Here is a 12,449-nt window from a genome sequence, read left to right on the forward strand (position 1 = left end):
AACGGGCGTGCGCGGCGCGCGGCAACAGCAGCGGCGCCCCGCTGAGCCGAAAGGAGGAGCGCGACGGCGCACCCGGCGCGTAACCGGGCGCGCGTCGGCGCGTTGTAGTAGGTGACGGCCGTGGCGGGGAAGACCCCCGAGCCCCCGCGACGGCCGCGGTCCTCGGCGGGGGACTGTGGGTCCGTGGGGTCGCGCGGCCCCACGGTCCCACTTCCGGTTACGAGACGAGCCCGGCGCGCTCCAGGGCCTCGGTACCGACGCGCAGCGCCGTGATCCGTTCGTCGAGGGTGAAGCCGGCCGGGGAGAGCGTCAGCGTGGTGACGCCGGCGGCGGCGTATGCGCTCATCCGGTCGGCGATCCGCTCGACGGGGCCGAGCAGCGTGGTCGAGTCGATCAGCTCGTGCGGTACGGCCGCCGCCGCGCCGTCCTTGTCGCCGGAGAGGTACGCGTCCTGGATGGCGGTGGCTTCCTTCTCGTACCCCATGCGCCGGGCGAGCTGGTTGTAGAAGTTCTGCTTGCGGCTGCCCATTCCACCCACGTAGAGGGCCGTGTACGGGCGGAAGGTGTCGGCCAGGGCGTGGACGTCGTCACCGACCGCGAGGGGCACGGTGGGGCAGACGTCGAAGCCGTCCATGGTGAGGCCGGCCTTCTCGCGGCCTGCCCGGAGCGGGCGGATCGCGGTCTCCTCCAGGTGCTCGGCGGAGGGGAAGATCAGCAGCGCTCCGTCGGCGATCTCGCCGGTCTGCTCCAGGTTCCTGGGGCCGATCGCGGCGATGTAGAGCGGGATGTGCTCGCGCTCAGGGTGCACGGTCAGCTTGAGGGGCTTGCCGGGGCCGTCGGGCAGCGGCAGTGTCCAGTGCTCGCCCTCGTACGTCAGCCGTTCGCGGCTCATGGCCCTGCGGACGATCTCGACGTACTCGCGGGTGCGGGCGAGGGGCTTGTCGAACGTGACGCCGTACCACCCCTCGGAGACCTGCGGCCCCGAGACGCCGAGGCCGAGCCGGAACCGGCCGCCGGAGAGGGAGTCGAGGGTGGCCGCCGTCATGGCGGTCATCGCGGGCTGCCGCGCGGGGATCTGGAGGATGGCGGAGCCGACGTCGATGGACTCCGTCTGCGCGGCGACCCAGCTCAGCACGGTCGGGGCGTCGGAGCCGTACGCCTCGGCGGCCCAGCAGACGTCGTAGCCGAGCCGGTCGGCCTCCTGCGCGACCGCGAGGTTGTCGCTGTCCATCCCCGCGCCCCAGTACCCGAGGTTGATGCCGAGCCGCATGACCACTCCTTTACTACCGATGGGTAACGTCCCTGTGCCGGGGACTCTAGCGCGCGACACGGGGATCCGTCAGGGGGCCGGTTGTCCACAGGCTCTCTGCGCGTGGGGCCATGGCCAGTAATCTCAAGCCGCATGGAGCAGAGGCATCTCGGCCGTACCGGCCTGCGTGTGTCCCGGATCGGGCTCGGCACCCTGACCTGGGGCCGGGACACCGACGAGCATGACGCCGCCGATCAGTTGAAGGTCTTCTGGGAGGCGGGCGGCACACTGGTCGACACGGCGGACGTGTACGGCGGCGGGGAGGCCGAATATCTGCTGGGGCAGCTCGTCGAGCGGCTGGTGCCGCGCCGGGACCTGATCATCGCGACGAAGGCCGGCAGCGTGCCCGATCCGTACCGCCGCTTCGACGGCTCGCGCGGCCATCTGCTCTCCGCGCTGGACGAGTCGCTGGAGCGGCTGGGCACGGACTACGTGGACCTCTGGCAGATCCACGCCTTCGACAGCGGCACCCCGCTGGAGGAGACCCTGCACGCGCTGGACATCGCGGTCAGCACGGGCCGCGCGCGGTACGCGGGGGTGTCGAACTTCTGCGGCTGGCAGCTCGCCAAGGCGGCCACCTGGCAGCTCGCCTCGCCCGGGATACGGACCAGGCTGGCCAGCACCCAGATGGAGTACTCGCTGCTCCAGCGCGGGGTGGAGCGCGAAGTGCTGCCCGCCGCCGTCGATCTGGGGGTGGGGCTGCTGCCGTCGTCGCCGCTCGGCCGCGGTGTGCTCACGGGCAAGTACCGGCACGGCACGCCGAGCGATTCGCGGGGCGCCTCCGAGCAGATGGCGCCGTTCGTCGAGCCCTATCTCGACGAGGCGGCCGGCCGGATCGTGGACGCGGTCGCGACGGCCGCGGAGGGGCTCGCGACGACGACACTGGAGGTGGCGCTGGCGTGGATCAGGGACCGGCCCGGTGTGGTGGCGCCGATCATCGGCGCGCGCAACGCGCAGCAGCTCACGGCCGCGCTGTCAGTGGAGAGCCTTAGTCTTCCTGACGAGATCTGCCAGGCGCTCGACGACGTGTCGGCGCCCGTGCACCGCTATCCCGACCAGGACTGGAGCACGCTGTGAGTACGGACCGCGACCCCGCCGCCGAGGAGGCCGGGCCCCTGGCCGACGCCGCTGCCGCCGAGGGCGCCGCTGCCGAGGGCGGCACGGACGACACGGACGGCGAGGCCGCCGAGGCCGGTACGGGGGCCGCCGACGCCACGGCCGGGGCCGCCACGACGGAGGCGGAGGCCGCCGAGGCAGCCGCCGTCTCCGAGGCGCAGGCCGAGCTGGCCGCGCAGCGCGAGCTGCGGGAGCGGATCGAGCAGCGGAAGGCGGAGAAGGCCGGCCCCATCGCCGCCGGGACGAAGCTGAGCGGTCAGGCAGCCGACCTGCTCGCGGCGGTACGGGCCATGGAGAGCGGCGGGCCGGTCGATCCGGCGCTGCTCCGTACGGCGGCGCCCGCCGCCGCCCCTGACCGCCCCCGGGAGAGCGCACCGGCGCGGCCCCGGCCGGAGGCGGAACAGCGCCCGGCGGAGCCGCGGGCCGCGGCCCCCGAAACCGTGTCCGCCGTGCGGGCGGTGCTCGGCGAGGGCGGCGCGCCCGAGACGCTGGCGGGCCAGGTCACCGACGCGCTCGGGGAGCGGGCCCCGGAGGTACTGCGGGAGAACCCCTGGCAGTTGCTCGCCGTGCCCGGGGTGCGGCCCGAGCAGGCCGACGGGTTCGCGCGGGCGCTGCTGGGGGCCGCGTGCGGCCCCGGTGACGAGCGCAGGACCACCGCGCTGGTGAGCCGGCTGCTGGAGCGCGCCGCCCTCCAGGGGCACACCGCGCTGGAGGCGTCGGCGGTCGGGAGCGCGCTGGCCGGTCACTCCGTGCCCGATCCGGACGCGGCGGTCCGGCACGCGGTGGAGGAGTCCGTGGTGCTGAGGTTCCCGGAGGACGAGGACGACGAGGCCGGCGAGGCCGACGGGAGCGACGACGGGAGCGAGGAGCACGGGGAGAGCGGCGGGCACGACGAGGCCGGAGGCGCCCCCGACGGAGCGGCCGCCGCGCCGGTCCCGGTGCTGCTGGGGCTCGACCGGTACGCGCTGGCGGAGGACGCGCTCGCCGAGGGGCTCGCACGGCTGGCGAAGACCGGGCAGGACGCCGTCTGGGAGGAGGCCGCGGCCGGTGCCCCCTCGCCCTCGGCGGCCGAGCTGATCAGGGCGGTGGCGGGACACGGGCTCGTCCTGCACGCGGGCGGGGAGGCGGCGCGCGCCGAGCCGGTCGCGCTGGCCCTCGCGGCCCGCGCGCTCGGGGTGCGCGCGGTCGTCGCGGTCCACAGCGAGAACGGCCGCGACCGGCTGGCGGACGGCGTGGACGCGGTCACGGTGTCCGGGCTGCTGGCCGGCGCGGAGGGCCCGGGGCGGGACGCGGACGGTCTGTTCGCGCTCGACCTGCTGGTGGTCCTGGACGCGCCGCAGCTCGATGTGGAGACGGCCGCGACGGTGGTGGAGTCGCTGGCGGACGGCGCCCGGCTGGTGCTCAGCGGGGATCCGGGGGTGCTCTGGTCGGCGGGCGCGGGCCGGGTCTTCGCCGATCTGCTGGCGGCGGGGGTGTGCCCGCGCGTCAGCTCCCGTACGCCCGACCCCGGACCGATCGGCGAGCTGGTCTCGGGGATCGGTGTCGGCGAGCTGAACCAGGTGGCGGCGCCGGGCAAGGAGGTCGTGATCGTGCCCGTGCGGGACGCGGGCGAGGCGGTGCACCGTACGGTCCAGCTCGTCGCCGAGTCCGTCCCGCGCGCCTTCGGTACGGAGGCGGGGCAGACCCAGGTGATCACGGTGGGCCACGGCGGCTCGGCCGGTACCCGGGCGCTGAACGCGGCGCTCAAGCAGCGGCTCAACCCCGGCCCCGGCCGGTTCGGCGGCTTCGACCCGGGGGACCGGGTCGCGTACGTCCCCTCCCCCGGCAGGACGCTCCAGGGCGCGGTGGTCTCCGCCGACGCCGAGGGGCTGCGGCTGGAGTGCGGGGGCGCGACGGTCACCGTGCCCAAGGACCGGGTGGAGCACGCCGTACGCCACGGCTGGGCGCTCACCGCGCACCAGGCGGCGGGAATGCGCTGGCCCGCGGTGGTCGTGGTGCTCCCCGGCGACGCCACGCAGGGGCTGAGCCGTCCCTGGGTCTACACGGCCTTCAGCCGCGGGGACCGTCATCTCTCGGTGGTCCACGGCGTCGACCAGGCCCTGCCGAAGGCGGTGTCGGACGTCCCGTCCCAGGAGCGCACCACCCGGCTGCGGGGCCAGTTGGAGGCGCTGCTGGCCCCGGCGCGGCAGCCGGGATGACGCCCGTCGGGGGCCGCCCCCCCCCCCCGGGGGGGGGGGGGGGCCGGGGGGGGGGGGGGGGGGCGCGGGGCGCGGGCGGGGCGCCCCCGCCCGCCCCCCCCCCCCCGCGGGGGGGGGGGCCCCCCCCCCCCACGGGTCAGGCGTCCTGTTCCTCCAGGTCGTCCAGGTCCGCGTCCAGGTCGTCCTCGTCGAAGACGGCACTCACGTCGAAGCGGCAGACCACCTGCTGGGGGTCGGCCTGGTCGAAGGGGGCGGAGAGCCACTCCCCCGGTTCCGGGAGGTCGTCCGCGGCCGAGATCCACAGGGTGGAGTCGCCCTCCTCCAGGCCGAACTCCTTGTGGCGGGAGGCGATCTCGTCCGGTTCGTACTCGCCGAAGAGCACACCGAGGGCCGCGTGCACACTGCCGCCCACGATGCCTCCGGTGTCGGTGTCGCCCTCGATGTCGGCGATGCGCTGTGCCTGTGCGAGCAGCCGCTGCGGCTCCACCACCGCGTAGTCGCGCCGGATCAGCACGCTGAGGGCGTTGGGCTCCTCGGGGCCGTTGTACGGGGGCAGGGAGTCGTCCGGATCCGGGATCTCGAAGGGGGTGACCTCGTCGTACCGGTTGTAGAGCCGCTCGTCGTAGACCTCGGCCGCGACGGCCAGGGCGTTGAACGCTTCGGAGACGGCCGGGTCGTCCTCACCCGTGCGATGTTCGACCGCCGCGAGGTGGCGGTCCAGGGCTACCTTCACCGCCTCGGCGGCGGCGCGTACCTCGGCAGCGGTGGGCTGCGCAGCATCAGACATAGTGCAGACGCTATCCGTACCGGGCCTCTGCCCGCACAATAGATGCGATGCCGGAATACGAATTTGTCGACGTGTACGTGCCGCGCGGGGTCTCCCGCAAGGATGCGGCCCGTCTGCTCACCGATCACGCCGAGTACGGGCACTGGGAACTGGACCGCCTGAGCCTGCACCGGGACGGCAGCCGCAGGGTGCGGCTGCGCCGGCGCATCATCCGTCAGGTACGCGCCACCTGGTGAACGTGACGGAGCGGGCCCCGCTGCTGCGAGGCCCGCCCCGGGCTGCCCGTGGCCCGCTCCGGCCCGTACCGGTGTGTACGGGCGGGTGACCGGGCCGCCGCGTGCCTACGCGGCGGACCGGGCGCGGCGGTACAGGATCGTGCCCGCGAGCAGGAGTCCCGCGCCCGCCGGAATCGCGATCCCGAGCCCGCCGGTACCGGTCGAGGCGAGGACTTCGGTGCCCTCGGTCTGCTCGGTGGTCCGGGAGACCGGCTTGGTCTCAGGGGTGCTGGGGGCCGGCGGGATCGCCCGCTCCTCGGTGGGGCCGCCCGGCTCACCCGGCGTGCCGGGTGTACCCGGCTCGGTGGGCTTGACCGGGGTGGTCGGCGTACCCGGCTCCTCGGGTCGCTCCGGCCCCGGACGGGACGGCACCGAGCCGTTGGCGCAGGTGTTGCCGAACGTCGGGTTGAGCAGTCCGACGAGGTCGACGCTGTTCCCGCACACGTTCACGGGGACGTCGATCGGTACCTCGACGGAGTTGCCGGAGCCGACTCCGGGTGAGTCGATCGCGCCGCCTCCCGCGTGGGAGCCGCCGGACGGCTCCGTGTGGCCGGCTCCGGGGTGCGATCCGCCGGTGTGCGCGCCGCCTCCCGCGTGCGAGCCCCCGCCGTAGCCGCCCTCGTTGTTGCCCTGGCCGCCGTTGTGGCCGTGGCCACCGCCGTGGCCGCCGGAGGGCTTGCCCGAGAAGTTGCCGCACTTGTTGCCGAACGCCGGGTTGAGCACCCCGACGACGTCCACGGTGTTGCCGCACACGTTGACCGGCACATGCACCGGAACCTGCACGTTGTTCCCCGACAGCACGCCCGGGGAACCGACGGCCGCGCCGCCCGCCCCCGCGTCCGCCTGCGCGTAGCCACCGCCGAGCGCGAGCACTCCGCCCGCGGCCGCCACGGTGATCAGGCCCTTGCGCGTGACCTGTCTCATAGCTTCCATCCCTGCCTTCTGCCTTGCGGGACTGCCCTGGGCATCGGTGCCGGGGCAGGATGCCCAGCGGCCCCGGAGCGCATGGCACGCGCTCCGGGGCCGCTCGGGCTCAGACCCTCACGGGTGAGAGAGACGACGTCACTTGTTGACGCAGGTGTTGCCGAAGGCGGGGTTCAGCAGCCCGATCACGTTGATCGTGTTACCGCACACGTTCACCGGAAGGTGGACCGGAACCTGCACCACGTTGCCGGAGAGCACACCGGGCGAACCGATGGCGGCACCCTGCGCGCCCGCGTCGGCGACGGCCATGCCCGCACCCGCGAGCACCAGACCACCAGTGACTGCCGCAGCAGCGACGACCTTCTTGATCATTATTCCTCCTCGTTGGCAAACGCGGTCCCAGCCGCGGACCGCACACCTGTAACGAAGAGGAAGTAATGAGGCTACGAGCCTATGAGCGCATTCACTCTTCTCAGTCGATGACGCACACGTGGCCGATTTCGCGTTCGGCCGGTCAGCTCTGGTCGATGAACCGGTCGAGGACCCGTACACCGAATTTCAGACCGTCCACCGGTACCCGCTCGTCGACCCCGTGGAACATCCCGGCGAAGTCCAGCTCCGGCGGCAGCTTGAGCGGCGCGAAGCCGAAGCCGCGGATCCCCAGGTCGTCGAAGGACTTGGCGTCGGTGCCGCCGGAGAGCATGTACGGGACGGCGCGCGCGATCGGGTCCTCCGCCGAGAGCGCGCTCTGCATGGCGTCCACCAGGTTCCCGTCGAAGCTGGTCTCCAGCGCCTTGTCGCCGTGCACGTCCTCGCGCCGCACGCGCGGGCCGAGGATCCGGTCGAGGTCCGCGAGGAACTCCTCCTCGTACCCGGGCAGGAACCGGCCGTCGACATGGGCGGTCGCCTGGCCCGGGATGACGTTCACCTTGTAGCCCGCGCCGAGCATGGTGGGGGCCGCCGAGTTGCGCAGGGTGGCGCCGATCATCTTCGCGATGCCGCCGAGCTTGGCGAGCGTGGCCTCCATGTCCTCCGGGTCGAGCGGGGTGCCGAGCGCGTCGGACAGCTCGTCCAGGAAGGACCGTACGGTCTTGGTCACCCGTACCGGCCACTGGTGGTTGCCGAGCCGGCCCACGGCCTCGCACAGCTCGGTGATCGCGTTGTCGTTGTTGGTCATCGAGCCGTGGCCGGCGGTGCCGTCCACGGTCAGCCGCATCCAGTGCATGCCCTTCTGGGCCGTCTCGACGAGGTAGAGACGCAGGTTCTCGTTGACGGTGAAGGAGAATCCGCCGACCTCGCTGATCGCCTCCGTGACGCCCTCGAAGAGATCGGGGTGCCGGTCCACGAGGTGGCGCGCGCCGTATGTGCCGCCCGCCTCCTCGTCGGCGAGGAAGGCCAGCACGATGTCGCGCGGGGGCTTGCGCCCGCTGCGCATCCGGTCGCGGACGACCGCGAGGGTCATCGCGTCCATGTCCTTCATGTCGACGGCGCCCCGGCCCCACACGCAGCCGTCCGCGATCTCGCCCCCGAAGGGGTCGTACGTCCAGTCCGCGGCGTTGGCCGGCACGACATCGGTGTGGCCGTGGATGAGCAGGGCGGGCCGCGACGGGGCCTCGCCCTCGATCCTGGCCACGGTGGAGGCGCGGCCCGGGTGGGACTCGAAGATCTTCGGTTCGAGCCCGACCTCGGCGAGCTTCTCCGCGACGTACTCGGCGGCGGCCCGCTCCCCGGGGCCCGAGTGGTCCCCGTAGTTGCTGGTGTCGATCCGGATCAGATCCCGGCAGAGGTCGACGACCTCGTCCTCGCCCGATACGGTCCTGCCCGCGTTCGGCTCGCTCACGCTGCTCACTCCCACGGTCGTTGCTGGTGGTCCTCGCTGGTGGTCCTCCCCATCCTGCCGCGCCGGGCCCTCTCACCCAAGGGCGGACCTGGCCCGTCACACGCCCGTCACACGCATCGGGGCGTGATCGGGCACCGTCGAATGTTTGCTATGGTTTTCCACGTCGGAACGGCCCAGCGCCTCCCGGCAGACACCTTGTCCGGGTGGCGGAATGGCAGACGCGCTAGCTTGAGGTGCTAGTGCCCTTTATCGGGCGTGGGGGTTCAAGTCCCCCCTCGGACACCAGCCAGGACCCCACTTCATGTGGGGTCTTCTGCTTTTCCCCGGCGCGGTACCGGGCGCGGCGGTCCGGCCGCGCCCTCGACGCCCCGCCGCCCGGGACCGGGATCCTTCGAGATCGCGGCGGGGCCCTACGGCTGCGTGATCCGGTCGCGCAGCCAGGAGCCGACGCCGCTGAGCGCCGTCCTGGCCATTGCGGTGGGGTGGCCCGTGAAGCCGTGGGGCGACTCGGGGTAGACCCGGAGTTCGACGTCGTTGCCGGCCGCCGACAACCGGCCTGCCAACGCCAGGTTGTCCTCCAGCAACACATCCGCGCTCCCGACGACCAGCAGCGTGGGGGGAAGCCCGCCGAGGTCGCCGTAGAGGGGAGAGAGGTCGGGAACGGTGCGGTCTTCCACATGGCCGGCGTACGCCTGGATGAAGTATTCGTCCGCGATGCGGCGACCGGCCGGGGTGCGTGCGCTCAGGTCGTAGGTGCCGAACTGGAGTGCGGCGCCGGTGAATTGGCCGACGGCGCCGCTGTCCCTCAGCCGGAGCAGGGTCGCCAGGGCGAGCGTGGCTCCCGCGGAGCTCCCGCCGATCGCGAGTCGCGACGTCCCGAAGCGGGCTTCGGCTTCTTCGGCGAGCCAGAGCGCCACCGCTTCACAGTCGTCGGGCGCCGCCGGCCAGGGGTGCTCAGGGGCCAGCCGGTAGTCGACGCTGACAACGGCGAGGCGCAGGTCGTCCGCGAGCGCGCGGTTGCGTCCGTCTCCTCGCGCCGCGGAGTCCATGTAGAAGCCGCCGCCGTGTATGTCCAGGTAGACGCCCTGCGGCGGACCGTCGACAGGAGTGAAGATCCTGACGGGGACGCGCGTGTGCGCGGCTTCGATCGTCTCTTCGACGGCGGGCGGATCGACGGCGGGAGGAGCGGACCTCTTCGCCCGGACCTCCTTGAGCTCCTCCAGTGTGCCGGGGCCACGGCCCGCCGCCCGCGACCTGTAGAAGTCACGAGCTTCCTCGACCTGCTCCGCGGGTACATCGGCCAGCAGTGCGTCCAGCGCGAATCGCACGCGCCCTCCTCATCGTTCGGGTCCCGCTCCACGCTATCGGGGGAGTGTGGGGGCGGACGCGGTGGGCTTCGGTCGAACAGGACGGGAAGGGGCGGCGGCCGCGGGGCGCGCGTTCGCCGTCGCGTCACTCCCCCGGTACGGGCGCCGGGGTCCGTGCGGCGCCGGCCAGGGCGCGCGGGGTGGCCGGCGCCGTGCGCCGGTCGCGGCCCGAGCGGCGCAGCCCGACGATGTCGCGGGCGAAGGACCAGGTCAGCAGTGCCAGCGCCGCCAGGACCAGGGCGAGCGCGGGCAGGTGCGGGAGGAATCCGGCACTCGCCACCAGCAGGGCGATGCCCTGGAGCGCGGCCACCGTCTTGCGGGCCATGCTCGGCGGGAGCGCGCCGCCCAGCCAGGGCAGGACCCGGGCCGCGGCGACGAAGCCGTACCGCATCGCGCCGATCAGCAGCACCCACGGGCCCAGCGACAGGGCGACGTAGGCGCTGAGCACCAGGATCAGGAAGGCGTCGACCTCCATGTCGAAGCGCGCCCCGAGGGAGGAGACCGAGCCGGTGCGCCGGGCCACCTGGCCGTCGACCGCGTCCAGGATCAGCGCCACCGTGGTGAGCGTGACCAGCAGCGCGACGGGGGTCCGGTGCGTGAAGGAGTCCGCGACCAGCGCGGTGACGGCGCCGACGAGCGTGGCCCGGGCGAGCGTGACGCCGTTGGCTGGGCCGAAGGGGCCCGGCCAGGTCCGGGAGAGCGCGCGGGTGAGCACGGCCCAGGTGCCCGCGGTGAACACCAGGCCCGCCAGCCAGCCCGCGGCCCCCAGTCCGGTCACCGCGCCGACGAGGGCCAGCAGGAGAAGCTGGGCGCCCGCGCCCACGGCCGTCTCCCGGCGGAGCAGTCCCGCCCGGCGCAACAGCCGGGTGGGGTAGGTCTCGTTCAGGTCGTACATGTGGTTCAGGTGGTACTTGTTCAGGTGGTACGAGTCGTTCAGGGCCACCGTTGCACCCTCCGGCCGTGTGACAGAGTCGATTGGCGCCGCGTACGTGCGCGGCCTCGTGAACTAAGAACGTGCACCGTCACCCCAGCGTTCAGGAGGACATGGATGAAGCGCGCCGCACGCGCCTTCTGGCTCCGCTCACCCGGCCACGGCGAGATACGGGAGGTCGCCCTCGCGGAGCCCGGCGACGGCGATGTCGTCGTGCGGTCGCTCTGCTCGGGGGTGAGCCGCGGTACGGAGACCCTGGTCTTCCGCGGTGGGGTGCCGCACAGTCAGCACACCGCGATGCGGGCGCCGTTCCAGGACGGCGAGTTCCCCGGACCCGTCAAGTACGGCTATCTCAACGTGGGTCTGGTCGAGGAGGGCCCGCCCGAGCTGCTGGGACGTACGGTCTTCTGCCTCTACCCGCACCAGACGCGGTACGTGGTCCCGGCGAGCGCGGTGACCCCCGTACCGGACGGTGTGCCCGCCGGGCGGGCCATTCTGGCCGGGACGGTGGAGACCGCGGTGAACGCGCTGTGGGACGCGGCGCCACTGATCGGGGACCGGGTCGCCGTGGTCGGCGGCGGCATGATCGGCTGCTCGGTCGCCGCGCTGCTCGCCCGCTACCCGGGCGTCCGTGTGCAGTTGGTGGACGCCGAGCCCGCGCGGGCCGGGATCGCCGAGGCGCTCGGCGTCGGCTTCGCGCTCCCCGGGGACGCGCTGGGCGACTGCGATCTGGTCGTGCACGCGAGCGCCACCGAGGCGGGGCTCGCGCGCTCGCTGGAGCTGCTCGCCCCGGAGGGCACGGTCGTGGAGCTGAGCTGGTACGGCGACCGCCGGGTCGCGCTGCCGCTGGGCGAGGCGTTCCACTCGCGGCGGCTGACCCTGCGCGGCAGCCAGGTGGGCACGGTCTCCCCGGCGCGCAGCGCGCGCCGGAGCTTCGCCGACCGGCTGGCACTCTCCCTGGAGTTGCTGGCGGAGCCCGCGTTCGACGCGCTGGTCACCGGCGAGTGCGGCTTCGAGGAGCTGCCGCGGGTGCTGCCCGGGATCGCCGCGGGGGAACTGCCCGGTCTCTGCCACCGGGTGGTGTACGGGCCGGACGCGGCCCTGCCGGGCGGCTGACGGGGCGGCGGCGGTACGGGCGGGACCCGCCTGGCCGGTGTGTGACGGCGGTGGCTTGAACTCGTCTGAACAGGACAGGCGCACCGGCCGTACTACACACCATGCCCCGGCCTCGCGTGCCGGGGCCGGGACATGCCGCACCTGGAGGGTCATCCGTTGTTCAGCATCACCGTCCGCGACCACATCATGATCGCCCACAGCCTGCGCGGGGAGGTCTTCGGGCCCGCGCAGCGGCTGCACGGGGCGACGTTCCTCGTGGACGCCACCTTCCGCCGCGCCGAGCTGGACGCCGACAGCATCGTGGTCGACATCGGCCTGGCCACCCGGGAACTGGGCGGTGTGGTCGGCGAGCTGACGTACCGCAACCTCGACGAGGAACCGGATCTGGCCGGGATCAACACCTCCACCGAGGTCCTGGCGAAGATCATCGCGGACCGGCTCGCCGACCGGGTGCACGCCGGGGCGCTCGGCGAGGGCGCTCGCGGGCTGGCCGCCGTCCAGGTCACCCTGCACGAGTCGCATGTCGCGTGGGCGAGTTACGAGCGCGCCCTGTGAGCAGTGGCGACGCCGCCCCCGCGCCGGTCGC

At 73.5% G+C, this 12,449-nt stretch carries 12 protein-coding genes and 1 tRNA gene; 6 read left to right on the forward strand and 7 right to left on the reverse strand.

Features of this window, described 5'->3' with window-relative positions; all coding sequences use genetic code 11:
• Positions 1 to 217: 217 nt before the first annotated feature.
• On the reverse strand, positions 218 to 1,270 hold the full coding sequence (locus ACFXPK_RS15840; protein ID WP_384995288.1) for an LLM class F420-dependent oxidoreductase: 1,053 nt from the start codon (positions 1,268 to 1,270) through the stop codon (positions 218 to 220).
• A gap of 132 nt (positions 1,271 to 1,402) precedes the next feature.
• On the opposite strand from ACFXPK_RS15840, the gene ACFXPK_RS15845 reads away from it, so the two are divergent.
• Both ACFXPK_RS15845 and ACFXPK_RS15850 read left to right on the forward strand, forming a co-directional pair.
• The gene (locus tag ACFXPK_RS15845) at positions 1,403 to 2,386 is read left to right on the forward strand and encodes an aldo/keto reductase (RefSeq protein ID WP_384995286.1); all 984 of its coding nucleotides are present in this window, start codon (positions 1,403 to 1,405) and stop codon (positions 2,384 to 2,386) included.
• Complete coding sequence (locus ACFXPK_RS15850) at positions 2,371 to 4,623, forward strand: helix-hairpin-helix domain-containing protein (RefSeq protein WP_385075682.1); 2,253 nt, start codon at positions 2,371 to 2,373, stop codon at positions 4,621 to 4,623. The genes ACFXPK_RS15845 and ACFXPK_RS15850 overlap by 16 nt, the downstream gene beginning before the upstream one ends.
• 136 nt (positions 4,624 to 4,759) lie before the next feature.
• On the opposite strand, the gene ACFXPK_RS15855 is transcribed toward ACFXPK_RS15850, so the two are convergent.
• Positions 4,760 to 5,410 carry a hypothetical protein gene (locus ACFXPK_RS15855; RefSeq protein WP_385075648.1) on the reverse strand — a complete coding sequence of 217 codons (651 nt, stop codon included), beginning with the start codon at positions 5,408 to 5,410 and terminating at the stop codon, positions 4,760 to 4,762.
• A gap of 47 nt (positions 5,411 to 5,457) precedes the next feature.
• On the opposite strand from ACFXPK_RS15855, the gene ACFXPK_RS15860 reads away from it, so the two are divergent.
• Entirely contained in the window at positions 5,458 to 5,646 is a 189-nt protein-coding gene (locus ACFXPK_RS15860) for a DUF5703 family protein (protein WP_114625034.1), read from the forward strand.
• Positions 5,647 to 5,751: 105 nt separating this feature from the next.
• On the opposite strand, the gene ACFXPK_RS15865 is transcribed toward ACFXPK_RS15860, so the two are convergent.
• From ACFXPK_RS15865 to ACFXPK_RS15875, 3 genes are all read right to left on the reverse strand, one after another.
• The gene (locus ACFXPK_RS15865; RefSeq protein WP_385075651.1) at positions 5,752 to 6,609 is read right to left on the reverse strand and encodes a chaplin; all 858 of its coding nucleotides are present in this window, start codon (positions 6,607 to 6,609) and stop codon (positions 5,752 to 5,754) included.
• A 138-nt stretch (positions 6,610 to 6,747) separates the two neighbouring features.
• A complete protein-coding gene (gene chpH / locus ACFXPK_RS15870; protein WP_385003243.1) occupies positions 6,748 to 6,981 on the reverse strand; it encodes a chaplin ChpH in 234 nt (77 codons plus the stop codon).
• A 142-nt stretch (positions 6,982 to 7,123) separates the two neighbouring features.
• Complete coding sequence (locus tag ACFXPK_RS15875) at positions 7,124 to 8,449, reverse strand: M20/M25/M40 family metallo-hydrolase (RefSeq protein WP_385075656.1); 1,326 nt, start codon at positions 8,447 to 8,449, stop codon at positions 7,124 to 7,126.
• Positions 8,450 to 8,646: 197 nt separating this feature from the next.
• Between ACFXPK_RS15875 and ACFXPK_RS15880 the strand changes: the two genes are divergently transcribed.
• A tRNA-Leu gene (locus ACFXPK_RS15880) sits at positions 8,647 to 8,734 on the forward strand.
• A 125-nt stretch (positions 8,735 to 8,859) separates the two neighbouring features.
• On the opposite strand, the gene ACFXPK_RS15885 is transcribed toward ACFXPK_RS15880, so the two are convergent.
• Positions 8,860 to 9,777 carry an alpha/beta hydrolase gene (locus ACFXPK_RS15885; RefSeq protein ID WP_385075659.1) on the reverse strand — a complete coding sequence of 306 codons (918 nt, stop codon included), beginning with the start codon at positions 9,775 to 9,777 and terminating at the stop codon, positions 8,860 to 8,862.
• 124 nt (positions 9,778 to 9,901) lie between these two features.
• Entirely contained in the window at positions 9,902 to 10,711 is an 810-nt protein-coding gene (locus ACFXPK_RS15890; protein WP_384998403.1) for a CDP-alcohol phosphatidyltransferase family protein, read from the reverse strand.
• A gap of 153 nt (positions 10,712 to 10,864) precedes the next feature.
• Here ACFXPK_RS15890 and ACFXPK_RS15895 point away from each other — a divergent pair, with 153 nt between their 5' ends.
• Together ACFXPK_RS15895 and ACFXPK_RS15900 are read left to right on the forward strand one after the other, a co-directional pair.
• Positions 10,865 to 11,863, forward strand: coding sequence for a zinc-binding alcohol dehydrogenase (locus ACFXPK_RS15895; protein WP_385075661.1), 999 nt, complete (start codon positions 10,865 to 10,867; stop codon positions 11,861 to 11,863).
• A gap of 156 nt (positions 11,864 to 12,019) precedes the next feature.
• Positions 12,020 to 12,418, forward strand: coding sequence for a 6-pyruvoyl tetrahydropterin synthase family protein (locus ACFXPK_RS15900; protein WP_384998350.1), 399 nt, complete (start codon positions 12,020 to 12,022; stop codon positions 12,416 to 12,418).
• Positions 12,419 to 12,449: the final 31 nt, after the last annotated feature.

This window comes from Streptomyces sp. NPDC059142, assembly GCF_042755665.1.
Lineage (GTDB): Bacteria > Actinomycetota > Actinomycetes > Streptomycetales > Streptomycetaceae > Streptomyces.

What these genes read in the sequence shown, in the direction of transcription:
- ACFXPK_RS15840 (WP_384995288.1), bottom strand. Translation starts at nt 1,270, where the DNA reads ATGCGGCTCGGCATCAACCTCGGGTACTGGGGCGCGGGGATGGACAGC.
- ACFXPK_RS15845 (WP_384995286.1), top strand. Translation starts at nt 1,403, where the DNA reads ATGGAGCAGAGGCATCTCGGCCGTACCGGCCTGCGTGTGTCCCGGATC.
- ACFXPK_RS15855 (WP_385075648.1), bottom strand. Translation starts at nt 5,410, where the DNA reads ATGTCTGATGCTGCGCAGCCCACCGCTGCCGAGGTACGCGCCGCCGCC.
- ACFXPK_RS15860 (WP_114625034.1), top strand. Translation starts at nt 5,458, where the DNA reads ATGCCGGAATACGAATTTGTCGACGTGTACGTGCCGCGCGGGGTCTCC.
- ACFXPK_RS15865 (WP_385075651.1), bottom strand. Translation starts at nt 6,609, where the DNA reads ATGAGACAGGTCACGCGCAAGGGCCTGATCACCGTGGCGGCCGCGGGC.
- chpH (WP_385003243.1), bottom strand. Translation starts at nt 6,981, where the DNA reads ATGATCAAGAAGGTCGTCGCTGCTGCGGCAGTCACTGGTGGTCTGGTG.
- ACFXPK_RS15890 (WP_384998403.1), bottom strand. Translation starts at nt 10,711, where the DNA reads ATGTACGACCTGAACGAGACCTACCCCACCCGGCTGTTGCGCCGGGCG.
- ACFXPK_RS15895 (WP_385075661.1), top strand. Translation starts at nt 10,865, where the DNA reads ATGAAGCGCGCCGCACGCGCCTTCTGGCTCCGCTCACCCGGCCACGGC.